The following is a 21,784-nucleotide window of genomic DNA, read 5'->3' on the forward strand; positions in this document are numbered from 1 at the left end:
TGATAATCCACGTTTTTTCACGAGTTCATTATGCCCTTTCACAAAGGGTCCGAAAACAAAATCTCATATAACTTAGCCCAAGGTCCGTAAATCTCTTGTCTTTTCCGACCGATAAGCTTTGAGCAGGAGTCTTATGTCGCGTTTTGGACGAACAGAAAAAATGATTTTCACCGGAGCCCTGCTTGTGCTCATGGTCTTCTCGTACTTCTTGTACGACGACTCATTGCTATTCCCAAAAGCCAACAACAGTGAATTAGAACTTATTGGTGCCGTGGCGATTTCACAAAACGACGTGCGCCGTAAAAATCTGGACACCTTCAGCTGGCTGCCCGCCTCCAGACAGGACAGTGTCTATCAGAACGACTCTATCTTCACGGGCGATCGTTCAGAAGCCACTATCCAACTTCAGGACGGAACACAAATTCGCATCGAACCGAATTCTTTAATCACACTGAACCTTAAAAACGGCCAGATGAATCTGGATCTGCGTTACGGTAACTTGACCGGGGAACTGGCTCAAGGTGCCTCCCTGACGATCACTTCCGGCCAAGAAGAATTCAAACTGGAAAGTACGCCAACGAACACCCAGGAAAAGCCTAAAATCAGATTCAACAAAGCCCACAGCGGCACGGTTGATTTAAAGCTGCTTTCCGGTGACATAAAATACATCGATAAGAAAAACCAAGCCGTCAAAGAATTGCCAAAAAACGCAGTTGTGGCGGTAAAAAAAGATGGCGACATCAAGCCTGTGGAAAAACCGCAGTTAGTGCTTAAAACCGCTGACAATATCAACTGGCTGCGTATCAATCCTGATGATCCACTGCCTTTTGAATGGTATGGCAAAGGCGATATCGCGCGCTATGAAATGGAAATCTCTCCAACGGAAGACTTCAGTTCCGTGGCCCTATCCAAAACCACCAATGAACAGCATGCTGCTGTGACGGAACCTTTGCAGCCAGGTCCTTACTTCTGGCGTGTAAAAACCTTTGATCGCAATGGCGAAGCAGGCATTACATCGGCTCCGCATCGCATGAACATCTCTCACTTGGCGGGACCGGAAATCACCACACCTTTGCCAGCCGCCCAAATCAATCTGGAACTGAAAGTCAAACCTCAGGAAGAACTTGCCACCAGCACGGAAGTTCAGTGGAAAGCTTCGGCTCAACTGAAAAACTTCACCTGGCAGATTTCTCAGGACCCGGAATTCCAAACTGTTCTGAAAGAAGGTCAAACGGCCACTTTGGCGGCACTGACTCCTCGCCTGTCCAGCGGAACTTACTGGGTGCGTGTTCAAGGTCAAACGGAAAACAAAAATCTTTCGCCTTGGTCTGAGCCCGTGTCCTTCACCCTGAATCTGGCCGCGCATAAAGAAGAGCGCCCAAATCGTCCGGTGCTTGTGACCAAGAAGGTGGACTTCAAGGCTCCGACAGGTCAGGACCGCAACCCGGCTTCACCGGAAGCTCCGAAGCTTGCGTGGAAACCTGTGCTGCAGGTGAAGGCTTATCAACTGCAAATTGCCAAAGATGTCAGCTTTGCCGAGACTGAAAAATACGAGATAACGCAAAACCAAGTGGCTTGGTCTCAGTTCAAACCAGGCAAGCACTATTACCGCGTCTTTGCCAAGGGCCTCAATGGCCTGCTCAGCGAACCCAGTGAGGTTGGCACCATCGACGTCAGCGTTGGTGGCCTGACTTTAAATCCATTAAAAACAATCAACGCTGTCGGCCAGGCTCCGGGACCAAAAGAAACCCCGATCAGCTGGAGCGACGTTCCGTTTGCCAAGTCCTATCTGGTTCAGGTGGATAAGTCGAAGGACTTCTCTCACCCACAACAGATGGAATATTCCACAAGCTCTGGTGCTTTGGTGCTGAACGATCCGGGCAACTATGCCGTGCGTGTGCAGGCCTTGGATGAAGCCAACAAACCTCTGACGGAGTTTTCAAATATCCAGGAAGTTCTTTACACCTTCCGCACGCCGTTGATTGCCCCGGCCCTGATGGAACCCTTCAACAATGCCTCGATCTTCCTGCAAACCGAGATGGAACCCTTCATCTGGCTGGAATGGAAAAAGGTCGAGGGTGCGACTTCTTATCGCATCGAGATTTCCGACAAGCCGGACTTCTCCCGCACGTTGATTTCCAAATCTTTGGCGGGCAATCGTTATTTGATTAAAGAAAAAGTTCCTCTCGGAAAAATCTACTGGCGCGTCCGTGCTGAAGCCAAAGGTGATGTTGAGCTTTCAGAATGGGCGGAAAAACGCGAGTTCACCCTTTATCACCAGAGAAATGAGACGTTCGTAAAATGAAGATTCAATACTCTCTTTTTGACACCCTTTTGGAGCCTGTTTTTGTTCTCAATGCAGAACAAAAGGTTGTCTATTGCAATGAAACAGCGGCCATTGTCGCCGGACTGTCCATCCGCAAGATCACAAAAGGGATGAAATTCAACGAACTCTTCCAATTCAGCGAGCCGATCGAAGCACTGGACAATTTGCTTTCTATTTGTGATGCCACTCCCTATAAGGAAGTGAACTTCAAAGCCCTGCATGCTGACGAGGGCAAGGTGCAAATCACTTTGCAGCCGATTTTTGATTCCATGGGTGATAAAAACTGGATTGTCTTTGTGCGTGACGTGACTTTGGAAGAACGTCTGCAAAAGAAGTACAGAGCCGAACTGGAGCAAAAAGAAGACGTCATCAAGGCCTTGGAAGATGCCAAGTCCCAGCTTGAAGATTACAGTAAAAATTTGGAACAAATGGTCGCGGATCGCACGCGTGAATTATCTCGCTTAAATCAGACCATGTCCGCCCTGCTGGACAGCTTGGGTCAGGGATTCTTTATCTTCAACTCTGACGGAAAGATTCTGGATGTTTCCTCCAAAGCCTGTGAAGCCACCGTGGAATGCAAACCCGATGGCCAACTGATCTGGGATGTATTAAAACTTCCAGAAAATAAAGTCGAAGGTTTCAAAAAATGGATGCAGACCCTGTTTATGGAGATGCTGCCATTTGAAGACCTGTCCTGTCTGGGCCCGGTCACCTACCCACACACCAAAGAACGCAATATCTCTTTGGAGTACCATCCTTTGCGCAGCAATGAAGGCGCAATGGAAGGCGTGGTTGTGGTCGCCTCCGACATCACTTCACTGGTCGAAGCTCAGAAACAAGCCGAGCGCGAAAAAGAACACGCCAAACTTATCATTCACATGATCAAGTCCAAGCGTGAAATTCATCGCTTCATTCAGGAAGCACAAGGCTTGCTGCTGCACATTCGTGAGGAAGTCAGCAAAGACGACGGTCCTTACAACACTGAAGAGCTTTTCCGCCATCTGCACACCCTGAAGGGTGGCGCAGCCCTGTTTTCAATCAAAGATGTCGCGGAAGCCTGTCATCAGGCCGAAGGGCTTTTGGCTGAACTGAACGAGTCGTGGACTTATCCGGGCTTCATTGCCCTGCGAGGCAAATGCTTCGAGGTCGACGAATACTTTGAAAAGTTCCTGAATCAAACCAAAGAAATTCTTGGCAGCTCTGGAGTTCCCGATGAACGCCAGATCGAGGTTGCCATCAGTAAACTGAATCACATTGCCCGCAAAGTCGGCAGTCTTCCCGGTGGAGGCGCCGTGGCTCAGGAACTGCTGCTGGAACTGGCGATGGAACCAGTGGCTCGTTTCATCGAACCTTATGGTGATGTCATGACCCATGTGGCGGGACAGATCGACAAGATGGTCTCTCCGCTAAAAATCACCAATGGCAATATCATGGTGATTCCGGAAATTTACAGCAGTCTGTTTGCGACCTTTGTGCATGCCTTCCGCAATGCCGTAGATCACGGGATCGAATTGCCGGACCTGCGCGTGGATCAAGGCAAACCTGCCGAGGGCCATGTGGAAGTTGCCTTCAATCTGGCGCACAACACCCAGGGAACTTACCTTTTGGTGCAAATCAAAGACGATGGTGGTGGCATCAATCCCGAGCGCATCCGTGAAAAGCTCACGCAAAAAGGCATGGATGTCGCCAAGGAAAGTGATCAGGAGATCATCCAACATATCTTCGACAGCCAGTTCTCGACACGAGACCAAGTCACAGACATCTCGGGCCGTGGTGTGGGTATGGATGCCATCAAAAAGGCCGCCGAAGACCTGCAAGGTCGCGTTTGGGTCGAATCCACTCTTGGCCAGGGCAGCACCCTGTTCGTGGAAATCCCTTACATCACCGAATTCCACAAAGAAAAATCCCTCAAACCCGCCGCCTAAAAAGGTGCCATGTTGTTTTTTCTGGCTACAGCGCAGAAAAATACGACAATATATCAGCAGCAGCGCCAATATACCGTCCTTTTGCCAATATAAGGACCGACATCTTCCCAGCGCACCGTCCCCGCCATATCCTGAGCTTGGATTTTCAACCTGAACAAGCAAGGAGACTCTTATGTCCTTTCAACTTCCTCCCCTTCCCTATGCCCAAGACGCTTTGGTTCCCCACATGTCGGCAGAGACTTTGGAATACCATCACGGCAAACATCACAAGACCTACGTGGACAACCTGAACAAACTTGTTCCCGGAACTGAGTTTGAAGGCAAGTCTTTGGAAGAGATCATCATGAAAAGTTCTGGAGGTGTTTTCAACAACGCCGCTCAGATCTGGAATCACACATTCTTCTGGAACTGCCTGTCCCCGCAAGGTGGTAGCGAACCCACTGGTGAATTGGCAGCGGCCTTGACCCGGGACTTCGGCTCTATCGAGAAGTTCAAAGAGCTGTTCGCTGACGCCTCTGTCAAACAATTCGGCTCTGGTTGGGGCTGGCTGGTAAAAAACTCTGCTGGCAAATTAGAAATCCTCAGCACGAGCAATGCTGAAACACCGATGACCAAAGGTCACAAAGCACTGTTAACATGTGATGTGTGGGAACATGCGTACTATATTGATTATCGCAACAGCCGCCCGAATTTCCTGGCTGCTTTCTGGAAGATCGTGAATTGGTCTTTCGTTGAAAAAAACTTCCGCGCTTAAAGCTTCGGTGTCAGCGTGACCACGCTCAGGCCGATCGCACGGCCTGAGCCGGTATTGACATAGTTGTGCGCCGAATCCCCAGGGAAAGCCAGAACATCCCCGGCTTTTAACGTAAAGCTCTCTCCACTAACCACGACGGTCAGCTCCCCCTGCACACAGTGCAGATACTCTTTCGTCCCTGCGGAATGCGGCACTCCCCCCAAACGCGCTCCCACTTCGAACTCCATACGATCAATGGCCATCCCGGGAATCGGGTCCGGCAAAAGTTTATAAACAACGACATTGCCTTTGGCTTTCTTCGTCGCCGGAATTTCATTTTTAGGAATCAGTTGGGTCTGAGATCTTGGCGTCGCCAGCAGTTCTTCAAAAGACACCTGCAAAGCTGAACAGACACTGGCCAGATTCACCAGCGAAGGATTCCCCATGCCGCTTTCCATATTTGCCAAAGTCGAACGCGGAATTCCTGCAAGCTTGGCAAGCGCCGCCTGAGTCAGGCCCCGCTTTTTACGAAGCTCTGTGGTTTGCGCCGCCAAATTCTTTGCCAAAACATCATAGGAAACAGTCATGGCTCAATGGTACGGACTTACTTTTGGTAGTGCAACAGCGTTAAACGCATTACCGCTACCAAAAGTACCTTTTAGTTATTTATTGTGTTTGGTGTAGGCACCTTTGAGTTTGTCTTCAAAGATTTTTGCAGAGAAGGGCTTCACGATATACTGAGAAACTCCGGCCAGGACCGCTTCGGTCACTTGATCGCGCTCGGATTCGGAAGTCAGAAGAACAAAGGGAAGATTGGCAAATTCTGCCGTCGCACGAACTTGTTTTAAAAGTTCCAGCCCCTTCATTTTCGGCATGTTCCAGTCCGAAATCACCAACTGAATCGCACTTCCCGCTGTATTATTCTGAAGAAGAAGCTTCAGCCCCTGTTCACCGTCTTCCGCTTCCTGAATATTTTTATAGCCCATAGCCTTGAGCGTGTTCTTAACCAGATCACGGATAGAAGGCATGTCGTCGATAACCAAGATGCGTGTTTCCAAGGGGAACATAGATGGAGTCTCCTCTACATCCCCCTATTCTAGAAAACCTCGGGTGAATCTCAAAGAATCTTTACAAGCCTGGACTTTTCGCCGGGGCCAACCACAGGATGTCGGCACGAGGGCCATCCACCTCTGACGGCTTGATCTCAGTGGCAATTTCGGACTCAGTCAGGTCCAGAGTATTGACCTGCGAGAACGTCAGGACCGGAAACTCCGGCCCGCGAGTGCGCAGACGATCCGGCAGACCGCCACCGAACTGCACATGGAAGTCACCAACCACGATCACCAGCACCTGATTTGGATGAGAACGCAAGAAATCCGTCGCCTGCCACGCCATAGTGTCGTCCCAAATGGACTGGGCAGCAAAGTAACGCTCACCCGCCTCGGGGCTTGGCAAATGCGGCATCATAGAAAGGAAGCGACGCTTGTAGGAATCTCGTCCCAAAGAAAACTGCGGAGGCAGCAACGCCATATCTTCTGGCGTCAATGCGGCAAGCCCCTGCTTGGAGACCTTCCCCGTTAAAGACCGAGGCGCATTCAAAGCGACGGTCGCCGCCCCTTGGGTCAGATCCGGAAAAACTGCCTGATCGCGGTAGAAGCTATAAGAAGGGCTGCCCCATTTGATCTGCTGAAGAAACTCCGGCTCGGATAATGTCCCCTGCCGATAGGCTTCCACGAGTGGCTGATCTGTATATGTAAAAAATTCCATTCCGACAGAGACAACAAGTCCCTGATCGCGCAGCGCCTGCATAATGGCGACCTGCTGAGTTTGATGTTCTGTGAATCCGTGATTTTCGCCGATGACTACGATAGAGCCTGGTCTGACATTTTGAACTGCCTCGGCCAGGGAGACCGGTTGAAGGCTGTTTCCGGCCAAAATGCCACTTGTTTGGGCATGAGCGCAGGCCAACATGAGCAAAGAACTAAAAAAAAGTCCAAAACCCTTCATGATTCTCCTCCTAGACACGAAATTGCCTGTTGAAGTTTCCTATTTCCTTTGATACCTTGAGCCCCTTTGAAAAGGTATTGTCATTTTTTCTATACAACGCATGGCAATACAAACGGTTCAATTTAAGGGGTACCGCAATGGCTAAAAAGTCAGGAAGAATCATCATCACTCTTGAGTGCACTGAAGCTCGCGCTGAAGGCAAACCTGTTTCTCGTTACACTACGACTAAGAACAAAACTAAGACTCCAAGCCGTCTTGAGAAGAAGAAATACAATCCAAATCTTAAGCGCCACACAGTTCACAGAGAAACTAAGTAATGATTCTTACGGATCAGCAGATTCTCGAGTGCATGGAACAAGGTTCAATCAAGGTTGAACCTTTCCGCCGGGAGTGCCTAGGTACGAACTCTTACGATGTTCACTTGGGTAAAACCTTGGCTGTGTACGAAGATAAAGTGCTGGACGCTAAGAAGCATAACCAGATTCGCACCTTCGAAGTCCCAGAAGAGGGCTTCGTGCTTATGCCGGACACTCTCTATTTGGGCGTGACTTTCGAGTACACTGAGACTCTGAAGCATGTCCCATTTTTAGAAGGTAAATCAAGCGTAGGTCGTCTCGGAATCGACATCCATGCCACAGCGGGCAAAGGTGATGTCGGTTTCTGCAACTATTGGACTCTGGAAATTTCCGTAAAACAGCCTGTGCGTGTTTATACTGGAATGCCGATCGGTCAGTTGATATACTTTGAAGTGAAAGGTGACATTTTAACTCCTTATAATGTCAAACCTTCCGCGAAGTATAACTCTAAACAACCGATACCGGTAGAGTCTATGATGTGGAAAAATCAATTCTAAAGTCTCTCTTTATATTAGTTGTTTTGGCTTCGGCAGGCTGTGCGCCTGGCGAAGTTGAATCTATTTCTGGTCTTGATAGCTACACGATCACAGGTGGCTCATTTTCTCAGGCCGACTCTACTGCCGTTCACGGCACGGGGTCTATCACGTTCACAAGCACTGTTCCAAATCTGAGCAGTCGCTCACTGGCCCTTAAAGCTTCCTTGAATAATATCACCTTGGGTACAGTCACTGCTGTGATGTATTCCAATAGCACGGTTTTACCGCCCTCTTCCGGGGTTATGGTGAAGTTTATCCGTAACGGTGCCAGTGTCGGCATGCAGATTGGCGTCAATGGTTCTGTTCAGACAGTCACTGGTGGAAATATCGGCTTTTTCTTCCCCACAGCCTTGGACGTCGTGATTGATGTTCACAATGTCGGCACCAAAACACGGGTTTACGTGTGGCGTCGGGATGTGACGATTTATTCTCCAGAAACCGCCGACATTGATTCCAACACCGACCTTTCAGGCCCTTTACCAACAGCTTTGGGCAATGGAACCATCAACGGCTTGATTCTGGAAAATGCCACCGTCACAGCTGCACAAGTGTCCACTTCCAAGGTTCTGGATTAATTAACAAAGATGCATCCGAAATAAAAAAGGCCCCGGTGAATCACCGAGGCCTTTTTTATTTTCTAATCGTACAATTTCTTACTGTTGAGGCTTCGGCATCACTTGCGGAGACTTCGCCACCTGCTCGGCAATATAACCCAGAATCTGCGCCAACTGCACACGGTCGGCCCAAACATCCCATTTTTCAGGTTTCCCCTTCCACTTCAACACAAAGCGGGCTTTTTCAGTCAGCGTCGTTGGCGGTTTTCCATAACGCAGAATAAACGTGAACACATCCAGCAGATCTTTTTCTTTGATCGAGCCGCTGTCCAACTGATCTTTAGCCAGCTCTTTCAACAACCCTTTAAACGCCGGGAAGGCCTTGATCGCTTCCGGAGTGGAAATAATGGCGTCTTTGTTTCGGTCAAAGCGGGCAAAGATCATCTCCACATACTGAATCACGTGTGGCGTCAGAGCGATATCTCCCATCATAGCCATGCTCTGATTGTTCGGAACATAGCCTGCCGCCATAAAGATGTTATTCATGTAATAAGCCCAGTCATCCGCACTGGCTGCCTTCATGAATCTCACATATTCTGGAGTCGCAGCCATAATATCAGCCATCACCGTTTTGTAAGCACTGCGCACACAGCTTAGACTCACACGGCTCTGGTCATTCACGACCTCACCCGGCTTAAAACACTTCTTCACCAGTTCTTCACGCAGCTCATAGTTGATGCCCACACCCGACCAGATCATTCCGATCAGATCCGTGATCTCGGCCTGAGATGCCAGGCTGTTGCCATCAGAATGAGGCACAAAGATATTTGCTTCACGGAAGCGCGAAGAGGCAAAGCTGACGTTCTTTGGATCCAACAAACCCATCTCAACAAAGATGGAGCGCAAGCTATTAAAGCCACCTTCAACCTCAGGCAAGGTCGCACCCTGATAAGTTTCAATGCGCTTCATATCTGTGGCAAAAGAACGAATCAGCAAACGGGCCACCGCCCTGTTGCGATTCAGATCCCGCAAGCTCTTATGCGTGTAAAGCTGTTCAAACTTATTCGAAATGATCACAAAGCCCTTATGATTCGTTGTCATGGGAACAGGGCTATCCACCGACAGCAGCAATTCCTTCATCGCAGCCAACAAAGGACCATTCGATGCATCCAAGGAGCGGCTTGTGCTCTTTAAGGCGTCCAGCAGATCTTTGCCACTGATGCCATCATCCGCTTTCCAGCCGTCAGCCATCTGCGCAAACATCAATTCAGCATCAAGCCAGATCTGCATTTCTTGACGGGCGACTTCCACGGACGTCAAAGTCAAAGCATCAGGCTGATGGCCCGCGATGCGCACTTCCGGCGGCGTCAGAATGTTATTCAAAACCACCTTCACCAGTTGGTCCGCAGATTGTTCATTGATCGCTTTCGGGATCAACTCCAGGCGAATCATGTGTTTCACAAGTTTGCCAAGCTCAACACGGCTGAATTGATTTTCCTTCTTCACCAAAAGAAGATCACGCAGGATATTCAAACTTTGATTGGCAAAAACTGACAGGTAACTCAAAATCAGTGGCTGCTGGAAGGACTGTTCTTTCAGGAAGTAGTCATAGTACAGATAATCGGAATATGCGCGCGCCGCAAAGCCCAGCAACACACTCCAGTTGGATTTGCGCAAAGACGAATCGTTTCCACCCAGCACGATGTTTTTCGCATCAATGATCAACGGCAGATACTCTTTCACCTTCCCGGTCAGGCTGCGCCCTTCTTGCGGAGGATAAAGGATCTCGATTTCACGCACGATATTGTACAGATCATTCAGATCATACGAGCCTTCAAACAGAACCCCGGCTTCACGCACTGTTGCTTCCAGGACGAATTGGGATTCCATATACAGCTTTTGCGATTCTTCCGGACCATACATATCCGGGTCCCACTCGCGACCATAAATGGAATAATAAGGCATGAATCGTTCAATCAACGTTTTGATACGGCTGACCTTCAGACGAGCCGTTTCAAAATCCGTGGTCGTCAATGAATCCACACTGCCGCCAAAGAACAGTTGTTTGAACTTCATGCCCTCAAAGACCAGACCGGAGGAAACACGGAATTCCGGCCACACGACTTCCAAAGTTTTCAGAAGCTCAAAGATCTCATCACGGGAAACCACGCCTTCTGGCTTTTCGGCCACCAGATCCTGGAAGACCGACAAAACGTCCTCGACCGTGCGAGCCAGATAGGAAAGACGATATCCCGTTCCTGTTTCCGGGACCGATTTAATAAAGTAATGATAGCGCAGGAACTGCACATAACCGCGCGCGCCCAGCAAACTGAAACGGCGCCATTCATTCGGAGTGATGGAATTTTCATCCCCACCGGCCAGAGCCTTTTTCACTTTTTTGATGATCGGCATATACTTGCTGATCACGTCAGGGAATTCCCAGGTTTCCCCGAAGAGCTGGGACATCTCGCGCATCAAGACAACAAAGTCCTGCAGGTAATAGCTCTGACCATTTTTTTCGATCAGCGACGCCAACGTGCGGGCCGCATCCTGAATCTCTTTATTGGCTTCCTCGAAGTAACGAACATCACGCTGCATGCTTGGGGTTTCTGAAACCTCCCAGCGCAAAGCAATGACTTTCATATAAGGATTCAGATTCACCGTGATTTCACGCAGACTTCGAATCAAAGAAATGGTTTTATCCAACTCTGCACGAGTCAAATAGTCACGACTGCCGCCCACGAACACCTGCTTCAGCTTCATGAACTCCACTTGCAGTGCCGGAGTGATCGTGATTTTTTCCTTCGGATCAAGGAAGTTTCTTTCCAGAAAAGTCGCCAGCTCCTGAGATGTATAGCGATCAGCATTGCTTCCGCGCACATAGCGTTTGAACTTTTCAACCGCGCTGCCAATACAGTCCCAAGTGGTCTCTAGCTCGTCGGTCTTTGCATCACCGACAATGAACGCCTTTACAACAGGCTTGGCATCACTCAAACACTGGGTGCCGCCGAACTCCTGAGCGTCCGGCGGAGGTGGTTCTTCACCGACTTTCGAGTCACAGGCAGCAAGTCCTGCCGTCAGGCTCAAAAGCAAAAGGGCCTTGGTCAGACCCGATGTTAAATTCGCGGAAATTTTAGAAAACATAAGTCATGCCCCCGTAGAACCGGTCGTTCGCACGGTATTGATTGAGGAAACCTGACGGATCATGATTTTCATCCTGAACCCCCAGCACGTCGCCTCCAACGACCAAAGCCCACTTTTGACTTGGATAATAAAGGAACTCCGTACTTAACAAAGAGCCCCGCTGATCATAGTCATATAAATATTTAAAACGAGTGACAAAAGGACGGCGGAAGAAGCTTGCCAACTGTCCTTCCACGCGGATCGACAGTGCATTGGTGAATTTCAAACGTTCATCGAACATCGTGAAGTCATCCGGTTTTCCATCAGAAAGAATATCCTGGATACCGCCACCTTCGATTTTCAGGTACTCCAATTGGAAGGCCAAGGTCTTGGTGAAAATATCAGACAATGAAAAATCCACGGCCGCCGCATAGGCTTTGATCGGCATCAGCTTCTGAATAGACCACTCCGGGTCCGGGCGCTTTTCCTTCGGATCATCCTCAAGGTAAGACAACGACGCTTTCACACGTCCCAAGGTATAACCAACATCCACCGATTTGATCAGGTGATGAGTCACATCCGGCGACACCGTCACATCCACTTTTTCCTCGGAAGCGGCCTTGAAGTTTTTGCGACGAAGAATCAATTCATTCACCGGCAAATAGCCACCACTGACCACAACCCAAGGCCCCTGCTCCTTATTGCCAAGGCGACCCATGATGGCCGCGCCGCCATTGTCGACCAATTTCGCGGTTTCAGGAATATCGAGTTGGTACTGAATCCTATTGATGTTGTTGTTGAAGTCGTAATTGCGCGAAGGAGCGCGATACCAACGACTGTCAGAAACCAAGCCGCCGCCCTCTTCACGGATATCCGGGCCCATGCTTGGAATGAACACGGGTGTGGCCATCCCCACGATTTCCCAGCCACTGGTGTTGTAATCAGCAAAGACACCTGTCAGACCTTGTTCTTCCGGACGAAGAGCATCAATAGCGAACTTCGGCTGCCACAGACCCAGTTGCCAGCGGCGATCCAGTTCACTCCAGTCCTTTTTCTTACGGCCGGCAAAAACCCGGAAGTTCTGCCCCTTGGAGGCCACATAGGCCTCGGCCACAACAAGATGAGACTGCCCCCGACTGAAGAAAGTTCCCCCAGAGAAATCCCCGGCAAAGTCAGCCCAGGAGGTCTCTTTAAGACCGGTCAGGCGTGCAGAAAGAAGTTGGCTGTAGGTCAATTGAGGCGATTCCGGAATGACAGACAGATATTGCATGCCTTCCATACGGATTTGACCATAAACGGTCGCAGGTTTTGACGTGGATGGAGGTGCATGGATAGAGCTCACCCCTGCGGCTTGAGGTAATTTCAAGCTCGTGGATTGGGCCATTGCCTTTGGGGCTGCCGCTGTACTCAAAAAAGCCGCGACAATATAGGTCCTTACTCTCACATCCGCCTCTGGATAAAAGTCTAGAGGATAGAAAATAAGAAAAGCCCTCTGGAGTCAACGGAGCCACGCGTTGATATGTCTCAAATCAAATATAGAGGACTTGGTGGTAAAAAAACCTCGATATGTTTGAAAAATCTACCCCTAAAAAAGTCCCTAAAAAAAGGCCTTTTAGAGTAACTGCTCGAGCAACCATTGCGGGTCGTCAATCGGCACATCGTGCCCTGCCCAGGGATGCATCTGGGCCTTCACCCCCCACTGCTCGGCAATTTTCAGCGTACACTTGTCCGATACCAAACGGTCCCCATGACTTCCCAGCAACTTCACGTCACCCGGAGGCTGTTCAGGAAAACGATATTGGGAGGCCGCCAATAGCTGGCGAAACACGTTGGTGGGATTCATAGGATACTTTTTCGAGTACTCAACCATCGCCGGCATTTCAGCTTCACGACGCTCTTGATTGTTCACAATCATACCCAGCACGGTTTGCTCCCACAGCTCGGCATTTTCCTGCTTTCCCAAAAGCTTCAATCCGCGCGGCACATTGGCCAGATAAAAGCGATGATAGAACGGTGAAAACCCTGCGGAGCTGGTACAAGTCAAAAAGGCCTTTTTAACTTCGTGGGGATATTCGCGCATCCATTCCACGGTGATCATGGAGCCCAAAGACACCGACAAAATCTGGAAGGACTCTCCATTTTTCACATAGCTGCAACGCGAACGCAAATCCTTGACGTAATCGGAGATGCGCAAAGGACTGCTTTCCAGATGACGAGTGCCGTTGCCCGGCAAATCCAAAAACTCAAAATGATCTTCAGGAAAATGTTTTTGAATGCTTTCCGCAAACGAACCCCAGTGCCCCACTCCGCGAGCAAGCCCGCGCAACAAAAGCCAGTTTCTACCTTTCGCCATACCAAAGCTCCTTTGCTTTCTGTTCAAGCTGCTGCACTTGCTGCGGCTCCGCCCCGGCCCAAGCTTGTGGCGAACTCAAGGCGCGAATCAAAAATTCCATCAGGGTGTTGTGTCGACGCAACGTGCGTTTGTGCCGATGTCCTTTGAGCGGATTGAACGGCCCTTCGGCACTGAAAATCTGCCACGGATTTTTCTTCACCCACAACCACGAGCCCATTTCCAGACACAATGGAACATAGACCTGCCCTTGTGCACGCCCCGCATGATTGTCATACAAGTAATCCCACAAGTCGCCGTGAGTTGTGTAGTTCTGTGCTTGCGGTTCAACACGATAGAAATGATGAGGATAGGTATGATCCAAAAGTTCTTTCAAAGCATAACACAGGTGCAGGTCCGGATACGGTTTCACTGTTTTGGCATAAGGGAACCACAGACGATCTTGCAGACCAAAACCTGAATGCAGATCCAAAGTGATGGCCAAGGGACTTTGTGCGATTTCTTTCTGAACCGTGTCCACCAGGGTTTGCGCTTCCAGTTGCATCGGCGCACCCAGCTCCCCCCGATACCAGGGAAGCTTATTGCTGTAACGATGTCCTCCCAGAAGAAACTGCGGATTATCTGCATCAACAGGAGCATTGCGCATCAAATCGACACCATTGGGATTGCAGCGGGTCTTGCGATGAATTCCGACGGGGTTGACGGTAGGAATAAAGAAAATGCGAATGTTCTGCAAGGTCTGCTGAATGGTGGTGTCCCATTGGGAAAGCTCTGCCAAAGAATTCATCAAAGCGACACAGACTTGTGCACCGATACGCTCCAGTCCATGCACCCCACCGACAAAACCCAACACCGGCGCCTTGGGGTCCTGACTGCCGAAACTGACTTTGTAGATGGGGAAACGCAGATCATCGAGCTGGCTGTAGGCCAGCACCTCGGCACGTCCGGTGGAACCCAAAGCTTCGATCTTTTTTTCAATTTGTTGGATCTCAGGCAACGTTGTCATTTTTTCCCCACAGAGGCCCTATTCTCAGTGATATTTTTCCCACCTCCAACGCTTAACGCTCGCAGCCATTGAAGGAGCGTTGCGCCTCTGTGCCAAGCGGAGTAATCTCGCAGCATACAGGAGAGAAGATATGATGAGTCTGGATACCCTATTGCAAAAAATGTGGGCTGATTATTGCCAACTAAACCCTGCTGCCAAACGCATTTATGACATTTTCACTGCAGAGGGTGAAACTGTGCTTAACGACCACATCGCGCTTCGCACCTTCAATCATCCTCGTCTGGGTCTGGAATCCCTGGCTAAGCACTTCAAAAAATTGGGCTACGTCGAAAAAGGCGAATACACGTTCGTGGAAAAAAAGCTCTACGCAAAACACTATGAGCACCCCAACATGGACAATCCAAAAATCTTCATCAGTGAACTGGAGCTGGAAAAGGTTTCTCCATTCGTTCGTGAGACGGTTAACAAGCTTGTTGCGGAAATTCCAGACTCTTTGATCGAAAGCGAAACCTTTGCCATGGCGGGACGCCCTTGGAAAATCAACTGGGATGTCTATGCTGCTTTGGCCAAGGAAAGTGAATATGCCAGCTGGGTTGCGGCCTATGGCTTCCGCCCGAATCATTTCACTGTGAACATCAACAAGCTTAAAAAATTCAGCGACATCACCGTCCTGAACAAGTTTATCCAGGACAAGGGCTACACCCTGAATAAGTCCGGTGGCGAAATCAAAGGCACTCCGGAAGACTTCCTGGAGCAAAGCTCCACGATGGCCTCTGAGATCCCGGTGAAGTTTGACGATGGCAGCACTCACAACATTCCAGGTTGTTACTATGAGTTTGCCAAGCGTTATCCTTTGGCCAACGGTCACCTGTATCAGGGCTTTGTCGCCAAATCCGCCGACAAGATCTTTGAAAGTACGAACAAACAATAAGAAACTAAAAAGCCCTCTTACGAGGGCTTTTTTCTTTTTAGGCAATTTTCTTAATTAAATACTGAAGGGTGTCCTGATCCGGCGCCTGATCCTTCCAGTGCCCGTGGGCCTGCAGGAAGATCTTCACAAGCTGCGGATCGAACTGCGTGCCGGAACAGCGTTTGAGTTCTTCATAGACCACTTCCATCGGCAGGCCTTTGCGATACGCACGTGTTTCTGACATGGCATCGCATGTATCCACCACCAGAATAATACGGGCAATCAACGGAATCTCATCACCATTCTTTTTATCAGGATAACCACGACCATCCACACGTTCATGGTGACCGCGAATGCCCGGCAAAATTTCCGCAAAGAAATCGTGCTGTGCCAGCGGTTTGATGATTTCCTCACTCAGAACCGGATGACATTTCATCAGTTCATATTCTTGGTCTGTCAGTTTGCCAGGCTTGGCAATGATTTCCTGTGGAACTCCGATCTTGCCAATATCATGGAAAAGACCTGCGAACTCCGCCAGTTTTTGTTGATACTCATTCAAACCGGCATCGCGTGCCAGCTTACGGGACATTTCGCCCACACGACAGCAATGCGCGTAGGTCAATGGGTCCACAATCTTCAACGACTGCATCAATGCTTGGGCAGCATCATACGCCCAAGTTGGAATGTTTCCCCAGGAAGAAGACATGGCACTCCCTTTGTTCCCCTGTTACCCTTCTTAATTCGGCCGAAACACAGGAATACTTAAACAGAAGAAACAGTAGAGTCTCATTCTGGGACAACTTCTCATTGACAGCCCCACTGGGGATTGGAAGACTTTAGCCTGGTACTTCGTCATGGAAAGGATAACATGAGAAAGTTCTTAATTCTGTGTGCTCTATTGGCTTTTTCGTCCTCGGCCTTCGCACAAAAAATCAAAGTTCGTAAAGTCAAAGGCAGCCAGGCCATTATTGATTTTTCTGGTGGAAGCCTGGCTCCAGGCCAGGTCTATGAGCTTGCTCCGGATGAATTCGGCGACACGACCATGAGCCAGTCGATGCGCAAATATCTGGTCTCTGTCAGCTTCAGTCTGATGAATACAAAATCAGATGCCGCCGGTGCCTCGAATGAAACTGACATCTCCATTTCCGGACGCTTTGGCTGGAACTTTGCTTCCTACGAATTTGGACCGCTGGGATCTTACTCTTCAGATGCAACCGGCAGCAATACCGCCACTACTTTAGCTGTGGGTGGCTGGGCTGACTACAATATGATTTCCAACACCCCTGGCGAAATTTTCGTCTATGGCCTGGGCGGCTTGGGGTCCTTTGGACAACATGACAACGGCGCGGGAGCAAAGAGTGATTTGATGACCGTCTTTGCCGGGCCTTTTGTAAAATGGTTCCCCACTGGCAGCAACGTCGGCTTCCGCATGGATGGCGGCTATATCTATCAGAAAAAATCCGGCGGCGTCGGGTCTGACACCACCGTTACCGGCCTGTCCCTGCAAGCCGGCCTGATCGGTTACTTCTAAAAACTATCAGAACAGATAGACCAGAGTTCCTGTGGTTCGCTGGTCTATTCCTCTGTCTGTCTTCCTGCCGTTGGCAGAACCTTCTCTTTGCACAATCTCGTGGGCCAGCTGGAAGCTCAAATTCTTGGTGATCTTAAAGCGAATATAAATTTTGTGGGCCACCAAAGAATCCCGGAAGTCCGCTGGATCCGCAGCATCAGCGCCACTGCGATGACGACTCTTCATGTCGTGAGCCGAAGACACCTGCGCCTCATATCCGGCCTTCATACGGCCCTTTTCAACTGACAAGGCCGCCAACGTCGTGGTGCCAAGCCCCCAATAATAGCCGCGCTTGCGGATGACTCCGTATTGATCGTTCAGATGGCCACCGTTGGACGCTTTGAAGTCGTTCAGAGCCCAAGCCTTCACCATCGCAAAGTCGCCATAGAAGCCGAATTCCGCCTGAACGTTATAACCCTTATAGTAAATATTCGCCCTGGCAGTCGCACCCAAAATGTTAATAGTTCCGTAGAAATCCTCGGTGTTGGATTTGGTCTCGCCACCACGATCCCGCCAAGTGCTGGCCGAGCCGACACCTAAAATCAGATCATAGCCCCGTAGTTGCCCTTGCGGATCCAAGTCCAATTTCTTTTCATGATAAGCGGCCATCACCACCTGAGCGATCACTTTGATATCGCCCGCACCATCGCCACCGCTTTTTTCCAAAATCGCTTTAACCAAGGCAGTGTCATAGACCAGTTTGGAACTGGTTCCCGGTTTTTGATAATCCTCGATATTCACCACATCCGCTTCAAGGCCCAAAACATACGATGTGTCCTTGCTGCCCTCGTAAGCTTTCTGACCCCGCTCCAGTCCCATGTACATGGAAATCTCAGACCAGCGAGGCTTCTTACAGTCTGGCTGGGAAGCATACTTGTCACCACGAGTGTGTTTGTCGATAAGATGATTCATCGCCAGTCCCGGATTGATGGTATAACCCACGGTCTTGGCCATCTTGCCGCCCTTTTGTAAAAGCGCACAGGATATCTGATAAGAGGCCTCACCGATCACATATCCTCCGATAGGAGTCAGGATCTGATCATTCAGGGAAAAGACCTCGTGGTACTCCATAAATTCCCACGCCGCGGAAGAGGCGAAGCCCACCAGGAAAGATTCTAAGGAATTAAATCCATTTGCCCGGGCCACCTGATAATACAAAACACCCGCATAGACGTGGCCATAGTTAGCGAACTTGTCGTTGTCGTCATATAAAATAGCTTCACCATTAAGTTTCTTTCTCAAACCATCGCGGAAGCCATAGTCAAAGTCCTGCCTGTTATAGACCAGATTTTTATAATAAACGGCCATCCCCGCCGAAAGCAGAACTCCCAGCTCTACACCGGTGCGCAGGTAATTTTTTTTGCGTTCGCTTTCACTCTCGTACAAAGAATAAGCCTGATTGACTGTCAGTTCCTGGCGCATTTGCTTGTCCACAAAAACGCCTTTCTTCTGATCGTATTCAACACGGTCAGATTCATGCACACCGTTCACCAGCAAGCCCGCTTTAAACGCCTCTTCATTGGAAACATAGAAGAAGAAATTAGCCAAAGCCTTGGCCATGGCCTCTTGCTTCTTATTTTTTTCCAGAAGATTTTCGCGGAAGTTCCAGCCCAGATTGATAAAGTCAGTTTGATGCAGGCGACTCCAGTTGGTGACATCCACCTTCACTTCGTCTTGGAAGGTGCGGGTGATACGCAAATGATAGCTAAACTGCCCCTGGGCAGTTTTCAGATAGGGATCGACAAAACTGGATGTATCAAATGATCGACAAGTCACATCCACGGCACTGTCGCTGGCCTGGTTGGCCAGAGCATGAACCAAAACACAGGTTTCTTTCTTCCACAGGCTGTGGGAGTTTTCCTTCAGGTCACCGACCGAAACCAGAATCTTTTTTGTGGGAGTAGCAGCTTTTGCTGCCACAGGCAGCGCTAGACACAAAAATGTCAGAGCCGTAATAAGACAGAACTTCATAGCCGTTCCTTTCACAAAAAGAATCAAAACCTAACAGAATGCAAAGGCTTCGCCAGAATATGAAGACCTCTTAAGCTTTATAAGCCGACTGAGGCTCCACCCCCGAGACAATGCCGAAATTTGCTATCCAATTCCCGACCCTTTTTGTCTGCTGTCAAAAAACTGCACACCTCAAACATGTTACTTTTCAGCTAAGGTCTCGGCACACTTTGCATAATTGTGCCAATCGGATAAGTGTACCTACATGGAATGTAAAAGGAGTAACCATGAAAACGATCCTTGCAGCAGCCCTGCTTTTGCTAAGCGCCTCGAACAGCTTTGCATCACAGAGCGAGACCGCCAAAAAGGCGACCGAAGTTTTACTGAATCAAGCCGCCTCGACATCGGTAAAGATTCAAGATGGTTCCAGTATTGTTGAAAAAAAGTTGTCTGCGGTTCTGGCCGAAGCCTTGATCTCCAGTGATGGTTCTTCCTCAATGACCTCCTCCTATTGCACGGGCAACAGCTATGATGGCACTGATGACTGCACCCTTTCCATCACCAGCAAAAATGCTGACGGAAAAACCCAGATCCTGACCGTGTCCTTTGAGACCTTCAGGGATAAGAAGGGTCTGCCAGATGCTTTGGTGACGGTCCCTTCCGTGTTCCTTTCCAAATAATTTACCCACCTTGACAGGGCCTCCAACGAACTCATCTTTGTTGCCGGAGGTCCTCTATGCAACCCACGCCCCCTTTGGCGAATTCCACCATGTTTTCGGTGGTTCGCCGTACTTGGCTCAGTCGCCGCCCCCGCTTCCGTGCCAGTCTGATTGCCGCCTGGTCGGTTTTTATTCTTATCGTCACGGCTGTGATCTATTGGAAGGACATTGCCGGAGCGGCCTCCCTGATGCCCGCCTCGGGTGAAAGTGTTTTACAAAAGCATGAATACTGGCGCCTTTGGTCCGCCCTTTTTGCCCACGCCGACCTAGGTCATTTGGCTTCCAATTCACTGGGCATATTTGTTCTGGGTTATCTGCTGACGGGATATTTCAGCCTATGGCTTTTCCCGACTGCGGCCTTGGCTGTTGGCGGCCTTACGAACCTGCTGACGTTGCTAAGTTATGAACCACAAACCCGATTGGTGGGAATTTCCGGCGTGGTTTACTGGATGGGTGGTGCGTGGCTGGTCTTGTATCTGCTGCTGGATCAACAGCGAAGTCTGACGCAAAGAATATTGCGGGCCCTGGGAGTCGCACTGGGGATATTTATGCCCGCCTCGGCCTTTGACCCGACCATCAGCTACCTCTGTCATTTCTATGGATTTATTCTGGGTCTGATCAGTGGAGGAATCTATTATGCCTTTAACCGAAAGACTTTCCTGAAGGCTCTTATTATTGAGCAGGTTGTTGAGGAATCCCCCTCCGAAGACAATCTCCCCGAGAAGGTTCCCCCACTTTCTTAGGCAAAAAAAAGAGGCTCCCACAATGGGAGCCTCTTTGAATATCTAAGCCATGTAAGCCCGACAATTACCAGTTGAAGCTGGATTCGTCGTAACCCCAGTTAGCAAGAGCTTTTTTGTACATGCCCTTCATGAACTTCTGAGCTTGGTGAGGTTTCAAACCCAACGCAGCAGCAGATCTGTTCGTCAAATCTTGCATGCCACCTTTGTCACCCAAGGAAAGATCTTTAGCAGCAGCCAAAGCGTCAGAGAACTGAACACCGAATACAGCTTTGAAAGTTTTGTCCATGTCTTTTTCAGAAGTAGTACCGCGTTCAGCAGCAGCTACTGCCCAAGAGTTCAATGCAGAAGCAACTGCAACTGCTTTGTCTTGTTTGAAGCCGTATTCTTTCATCAAACGATCAGAAGCCATTTTAACAAGCGCTTTGTTCGCGTCAGAATTCAAAGCAGCGAAGTTTGTATCTGAAGCAGAAGAAGCTGTTTTATCGTTGATAGCTTGACCGTAGTTAGATTCACCGGAGTTTGCATTGTACAATACGCCGTTTTTACCCAACCAGTAAGTACCGTTAGCGATATCTTCCCAGTAGAAACCAGTTGTACCAACACCGATAGTAGTACCACCAACATAACCAGCGAATTCGCTTACGTCAGCGTAGTACTGGAAACGACCCAAATCGTCATAAACCGCAGCATCACCGTTGCCATCGAATTTAACATACCAAAGATCGTCAGAACCGTAGCCACCTTTGTTGTAGTGTGGGTCGTTAGTAACTTTGATACGCTGACCAGTGGACTTCAAGAATGTACAACCAGGAGAAGCTTCCTGAGTTTGACATACGTCTCCGTAAACAGTTTCGTATGGGTAGTAGATCACTTGGCCGCCACCGCCGCCACCACCACCGCCTCCGCCACCGCAGGCAGCAAAGCCAGTAACAACAACAGTCGCCAGAATTCCACGCAATACATTTTTCATGATGGT

At 49.4% G+C, this 21,784-nt stretch carries 20 protein-coding genes; 10 read left to right on the plus strand and 10 right to left on the minus strand.

Features of this window, described 5'->3' with window-relative positions; all coding sequences use genetic code 11:
- The first annotated feature begins 133 nt into the window (after positions 1 to 133).
- The 3 genes from ACES2G_RS10805 to ACES2G_RS10815 all read left to right on the plus strand — a co-directional run bounded on the left by ACES2G_RS10805 (position 134) and on the right by ACES2G_RS10815 (position 5,005).
- Positions 134 to 2,305, plus strand: coding sequence for a FecR domain-containing protein (locus ACES2G_RS10805; protein WP_374000156.1), 2,172 nt, complete (start codon positions 134 to 136; stop codon positions 2,303 to 2,305).
- Entirely contained in the window at positions 2,302 to 4,251 is a 1,950-nt protein-coding gene (locus ACES2G_RS10810) for an ATP-binding protein (protein WP_374000157.1), read from the plus strand. The genes ACES2G_RS10805 and ACES2G_RS10810 overlap by 4 nt, the downstream gene beginning before the upstream one ends.
- Positions 4,252 to 4,423: 172 nt before the next feature.
- Positions 4,424 to 5,005: a superoxide dismutase gene (locus tag ACES2G_RS10815; protein WP_374000158.1), complete on the plus strand. Its 582-nt coding sequence runs from the start codon at positions 4,424 to 4,426 to the stop codon at positions 5,003 to 5,005.
- Here ACES2G_RS10815 and ACES2G_RS10820 read toward each other — a convergent pair.
- From ACES2G_RS10820 to ACES2G_RS10830, 3 genes are all read right to left on the minus strand, one after another.
- Positions 5,002 to 5,571 carry an XRE family transcriptional regulator gene (locus ACES2G_RS10820; protein ID WP_347357437.1) on the minus strand — a complete coding sequence of 190 codons (570 nt, stop codon included), beginning with the start codon at positions 5,569 to 5,571 and terminating at the stop codon, positions 5,002 to 5,004. The two genes, ACES2G_RS10815 and ACES2G_RS10820, sit on opposite strands and share 4 nt — an antisense overlap.
- Positions 5,572 to 5,646: 75 nt before the next feature.
- On the minus strand, positions 5,647 to 6,051 hold the full coding sequence (locus ACES2G_RS10825; RefSeq protein ID WP_347357435.1) for a response regulator: 405 nt from the start codon (positions 6,049 to 6,051) through the stop codon (positions 5,647 to 5,649).
- Positions 6,052 to 6,112: 61 nt separating this feature from the next.
- The gene (locus ACES2G_RS10830) at positions 6,113 to 6,991 is read right to left on the minus strand and encodes a ChaN family lipoprotein (protein WP_374000159.1); all 879 of its coding nucleotides are present in this window, start codon (positions 6,989 to 6,991) and stop codon (positions 6,113 to 6,115) included.
- A gap of 137 nt (positions 6,992 to 7,128) precedes the next feature.
- On the opposite strand from ACES2G_RS10830, the gene rpmG reads away from it, so the two are divergent.
- The 3 genes from rpmG to ACES2G_RS10845 are packed head-to-tail and all read left to right on the plus strand — an operon-like array spanning position 7,129 to position 8,458.
- Entirely contained in the window at positions 7,129 to 7,308 is a 180-nt protein-coding gene (gene rpmG, locus ACES2G_RS10835) for a 50S ribosomal protein L33 (protein ID WP_041873421.1), read from the plus strand.
- Positions 7,308 to 7,844, plus strand: coding sequence for a dCTP deaminase (gene dcd / locus ACES2G_RS10840; RefSeq protein ID WP_374000160.1), 537 nt, complete (start codon positions 7,308 to 7,310; stop codon positions 7,842 to 7,844). The genes rpmG and dcd overlap by 1 nt, the downstream gene beginning before the upstream one ends.
- Entirely contained in the window at positions 7,826 to 8,458 is a 633-nt protein-coding gene (locus ACES2G_RS10845; protein WP_347357429.1) for a hypothetical protein, read from the plus strand. Before dcd ends, ACES2G_RS10845 begins: the two co-directional genes overlap by 19 nt.
- A 78-nt stretch (positions 8,459 to 8,536) precedes the next feature.
- Here ACES2G_RS10845 and ACES2G_RS10850 read toward each other — a convergent pair whose 3' ends face one another.
- The 4 genes from ACES2G_RS10850 to ACES2G_RS10865 all read right to left on the minus strand — a co-directional run bounded on the left by ACES2G_RS10850 (position 8,537) and on the right by ACES2G_RS10865 (position 14,916).
- Positions 8,537 to 11,581: a hypothetical protein gene (locus ACES2G_RS10850; RefSeq protein ID WP_374000161.1), complete on the minus strand. Its 3,045-nt coding sequence runs from the start codon at positions 11,579 to 11,581 to the stop codon at positions 8,537 to 8,539.
- Positions 11,571 to 13,004: a transposase gene (locus tag ACES2G_RS10855; protein ID WP_374000162.1), complete on the minus strand. Its 1,434-nt coding sequence runs from the start codon at positions 13,002 to 13,004 to the stop codon at positions 11,571 to 11,573. Before ACES2G_RS10855 ends, ACES2G_RS10850 begins: the two co-directional genes overlap by 11 nt.
- A 168-nt stretch (positions 13,005 to 13,172) precedes the next feature.
- Positions 13,173 to 13,913 (minus strand): alpha/beta hydrolase, encoded by a 741-nt coding sequence (locus tag ACES2G_RS10860; protein WP_347357423.1) that lies wholly within the window; start codon positions 13,911 to 13,913, stop codon positions 13,173 to 13,175.
- Positions 13,900 to 14,916: a DUF2817 domain-containing protein gene (locus ACES2G_RS10865; RefSeq protein WP_347357421.1), complete on the minus strand. Its 1,017-nt coding sequence runs from the start codon at positions 14,914 to 14,916 to the stop codon at positions 13,900 to 13,902. The genes ACES2G_RS10860 and ACES2G_RS10865 overlap by 14 nt, the downstream gene beginning before the upstream one ends.
- Before the next feature lie 130 nt (positions 14,917 to 15,046).
- On the opposite strand from ACES2G_RS10865, the gene ACES2G_RS10870 reads away from it, so the two are divergent.
- Positions 15,047 to 15,847 (plus strand): DUF1338 domain-containing protein, encoded by an 801-nt coding sequence (locus ACES2G_RS10870; RefSeq protein ID WP_347357419.1) that lies wholly within the window; start codon positions 15,047 to 15,049, stop codon positions 15,845 to 15,847.
- Between the two features lie 37 nt (positions 15,848 to 15,884).
- On the opposite strand, the gene ACES2G_RS10875 is transcribed toward ACES2G_RS10870, so the two are convergent.
- On the minus strand, positions 15,885 to 16,532 hold the full coding sequence (locus tag ACES2G_RS10875) for an HD-GYP domain-containing protein (protein ID WP_347359184.1): 648 nt from the start codon (positions 16,530 to 16,532) through the stop codon (positions 15,885 to 15,887).
- Between the two features lie 162 nt (positions 16,533 to 16,694).
- Between ACES2G_RS10875 and ACES2G_RS10880 the strand changes: the two genes are divergently transcribed.
- Complete coding sequence (locus ACES2G_RS10880) at positions 16,695 to 17,357, plus strand: hypothetical protein (RefSeq protein WP_347359183.1); 663 nt, start codon at positions 16,695 to 16,697, stop codon at positions 17,355 to 17,357.
- Positions 17,358 to 17,363: 6 nt separating this feature from the next.
- Here ACES2G_RS10880 and ACES2G_RS10885 read toward each other — a convergent pair whose 3' ends face one another.
- A complete protein-coding gene (locus ACES2G_RS10885; protein ID WP_374000163.1) occupies positions 17,364 to 19,367 on the minus strand; it encodes a DUF3943 domain-containing protein in 2,004 nt (667 codons plus the stop codon).
- Between the two features lie 266 nt (positions 19,368 to 19,633).
- Here ACES2G_RS10885 and ACES2G_RS10890 point away from each other — a divergent pair, with 266 nt between their 5' ends.
- A complete protein-coding gene (locus tag ACES2G_RS10890) occupies positions 19,634 to 20,026 on the plus strand; it encodes a hypothetical protein (RefSeq protein ID WP_374000164.1) in 393 nt (130 codons plus the stop codon).
- Positions 20,027 to 20,082: 56 nt separating this feature from the next.
- The gene (locus ACES2G_RS10895) at positions 20,083 to 20,808 is read left to right on the plus strand and encodes a rhomboid family intramembrane serine protease (RefSeq protein WP_347359180.1); all 726 of its coding nucleotides are present in this window, start codon (positions 20,083 to 20,085) and stop codon (positions 20,806 to 20,808) included.
- 64 nt (positions 20,809 to 20,872) lie between these two features.
- Here the strand turns inward: ACES2G_RS10895 and ACES2G_RS10900 are convergent, their stop codons facing one another.
- Positions 20,873 to 21,778 (minus strand): hypothetical protein, encoded by a 906-nt coding sequence (locus ACES2G_RS10900; protein WP_347359179.1) that lies wholly within the window; start codon positions 21,776 to 21,778, stop codon positions 20,873 to 20,875.
- Positions 21,779 to 21,784: the final 6 nt, after the last annotated feature.

This window comes from Bdellovibrio bacteriovorus (genome assembly GCF_041888015.1).
In the GTDB taxonomy this organism is placed as follows: domain Bacteria; phylum Bdellovibrionota; class Bdellovibrionia; order Bdellovibrionales; family Bdellovibrionaceae; genus Bdellovibrio.